The sequence below is a fragment of the Erysipelothrix aquatica genome (assembly GCF_009828775.2).
Classification (GTDB): Bacteria; Bacillota_I; Bacilli_A; order Erysipelotrichales; family Erysipelotrichaceae; genus Erysipelothrix; species Erysipelothrix aquatica.
In genome coordinates, this window is sequence record NZ_WTSY02000071.1 from 1 (window position 1) to 2,419 (window position 2,419).

The window sequence follows — 2,419 nt, forward strand, 5'->3', positions numbered from 1 at the left end:
CTTCTTCATTAATATATTTTATTTCCATATAGTCCTCCTTCTAGTAGGACTCACATGGTTCAATCAGTACAATATAATTATATAGGTTTTAACTAATATTGTCAAACCATTTATTTCCACCATATTATCTAACATTTCCTTCCTCATCGAGAATTACTTCTTTCAGTTCGCCTTTTTCGTTAATCGATACTTGAAGAAGACCTTCAAAAGGAATTCCATTCTCTTCTTCATTACACAAGTCCTCCTTTATATTCTCTTTAATAATATTATTCTGACTGTAGACTTTTAGATATCTACGTAGCGTTGACTTACTTACTTTTAATTCTCTTGCAATCGATGACAGTGACCTCTTATCAACTTCATACAATTTCTTTGCGTACTCTATGCGTGGGTGATCTGATGCATATTTTCTAGACCTACCTTTATAAACACCTCTGTCTTTAGCAATCTCTATTCCTTGTCTCTGTCGCTCTAGTATTAATTTTCGCTCGCTTTCTGCACTATACGAATAAACCTCGATAATTATATTATTAATCAGACGTCGCAGATTTTCATCTTCGATTCCTTTCGTCGATGGCAAATTTAATATTTCAAATGTGGCTTTTTTTCGCTTATTCTTTTCAGTATCTTTTGTATCTCTTCATTATTTCTTCCTAACCTATCGAGTTCAGAAACAACTACAATATCTCCTTCTCTTATAAATTCTAACATTTTAGTAAGTCCAGGACGTTCTAAAACAGCACCTGTAATCTCATCTTTAAAAAGAAGTTCACACTCTTTAAGTTTCTCTATCTGTCGTTCGATGTTTTGCTTTTTGCTGCTTATTCGTGCATATCCGATCCAACTCATTATTTTTACCTCTATTCTGGGAGTCCTATTGAAACAAATTATAACGCTATTTTTCATGAAATTAAATGTTTCTCTGAAGTATACCCTAATGAAACGGAAGGAGTGAGAGAATGAATGAATACTTTCACGTTGGAACGAATTCTCATGTGAAAATCAACATTAAAGGAAAAAAAGAAGTTGTACATAATAGAAATAGAATAGAAATAAAAAGCAACAATGATTCAGAAAAAAAAGAATTACGTATTGAATATTTGAAAGCAAAAGGAACAAAATAAAAAGAAGAATATGTATCTTCTTTTTATTTTGTTTGATTATGCAATTCCAACGCAATTTAAAAAAAGGAGTAAATAATATCATAACAAGTGTCTAAAAGGGACTCAAAGCCCTTCCTTTGCTTCTTCTGATTCTTTTATAATTTTGTAATCTACTTCTTCAAATTGTATGAAGTTAGCAATAGGGTGAATACCGCGAGAACCCATTACTTTTAATTCATTGCCTGGTGATGAAGAAGAACTTACAATAAGTTGAGTAAGCTGTTGACGCAAATAATCTTTGGCGTCGTATTCAGGGTGTCTGTATATATATAATTCAGCTTTTCCAATTTTTTCCATTTCTTCTTTTGATAGTAAACCTTCTTTTGGAAATGAAATTAACTTTAATATAACTTCGGAAAAATATGAATCAATCTTAGAAAAAGACCAGCCAAGAAAATCAATGCGAGAAACTTTTCCAAAAAAAGGCTCGAGTTCTTGTATTCTCTTACTTAATGCTATATCCTCTTTTAATGAAAGAAGATTCTCTTTAAAAAAATAATCCGCGGAATAATCAATGTCATTTAGATAGTTGTCGCCTTTTTTAATCTCTTCTAATTCAATATGTTGGAAACCGATAGTTATGCTATTGGTGTTTTCCATATTTCCATGTATATGCACAATTTTAGCTTTGGTATTTTGTGCTAAATATTTGGCATATGTATGGGTATAATTGAAGGTGATTATTAAATCTGCTTTGGCAAAAACGCTTTGGAATTGTTGATAAAAGGAGTAGTCAGTTCCTAGAGATCTAAGATAACCTTGGAAACAGTAAGAGAAAGCAGAGTGAGATTTTTTCATACTATCAAAAGTAGAAAGAGATAGAGGATAAAGAATACCGGTATTCATCTTAGTGGTTGCCGCAGCAGGATATGATCGTTTATAACTATCACTCAGAGAAATACAATAATTTAAAAAATCTTGTTCAAAAGAATTCCAAGGATACAGCTTATCTACTTCTCTATTGTTAGTAATAATTTCTATGAAGTTGTACATTTCTTTGACATCATGATCACTTATAAATCCATCTATCATAGATTGACGAATATTGTTATCATACTTTGGGTTGCCAGGGTCTTTAATATATTCTTCTAAAAAAATCTTGAATGAACTAAAACTTGTTTCAATATCATGAAATAAATCAAATCCATTTCCTAAAACAATAACATTCATTAGTTAATAACCTCCATATATATACATTAATTTTATAGTAAAAAAAAGGATATCAATAGGGTGCCAAAATCGGCACCCTATTATAA

General features: G+C 30.9%; 4 protein-coding genes. 1 reads left to right on the plus strand and 3 read right to left on the minus strand.

The window, feature by feature from the left end:
* Positions 1-124 precede the first annotated feature (124 nt).
* Positions 125-580 carry a helix-turn-helix domain-containing protein gene (locus tag GVV20_RS10380; RefSeq protein WP_201287524.1) on the minus strand — a complete coding sequence of 152 codons (456 nt, stop codon included), beginning with the start codon at positions 578-580 and terminating at the stop codon, positions 125-127.
* 2 nt (positions 581-582) lie between these two features.
* Positions 583-849 (minus strand): recombinase family protein, encoded by a 267-nt coding sequence (locus tag GVV20_RS10385; protein WP_201287523.1) that lies wholly within the window; start codon positions 847-849, stop codon positions 583-585.
* Positions 850-959: 110 nt separating this feature from the next.
* On the opposite strand from GVV20_RS10385, the gene GVV20_RS10390 reads away from it, so the two are divergent.
* Complete coding sequence (locus GVV20_RS10390) at positions 960-1,124, plus strand: hypothetical protein (RefSeq protein ID WP_159740572.1); 165 nt, start codon at positions 960-962, stop codon at positions 1,122-1,124.
* A 102-nt stretch (positions 1,125-1,226) separates the two neighbouring features.
* Here GVV20_RS10390 and GVV20_RS10395 read toward each other — a convergent pair whose 3' ends face one another.
* On the minus strand, positions 1,227-2,333 hold the full coding sequence (locus GVV20_RS10395) for an AbiH family protein (RefSeq protein WP_159740571.1): 1,107 nt from the start codon (positions 2,331-2,333) through the stop codon (positions 1,227-1,229).
* Positions 2,334-2,419: the final 86 nt, after the last annotated feature.

Coding starts and splice junctions, on each gene's coding strand:
- GVV20_RS10385 (WP_201287523.1), bottom strand. CDS start 849: ATGAGTTGGATCGGATATGCACGAATAAGCAGCAAAAAGCAAAACATC.
- GVV20_RS10390 (WP_159740572.1), top strand. CDS start 960: ATGAATGAATACTTTCACGTTGGAACGAATTCTCATGTGAAAATCAAC.
- GVV20_RS10395 (WP_159740571.1), bottom strand. CDS start 2,333: ATGAATGTTATTGTTTTAGGAAATGGATTTGATTTATTTCATGATATT.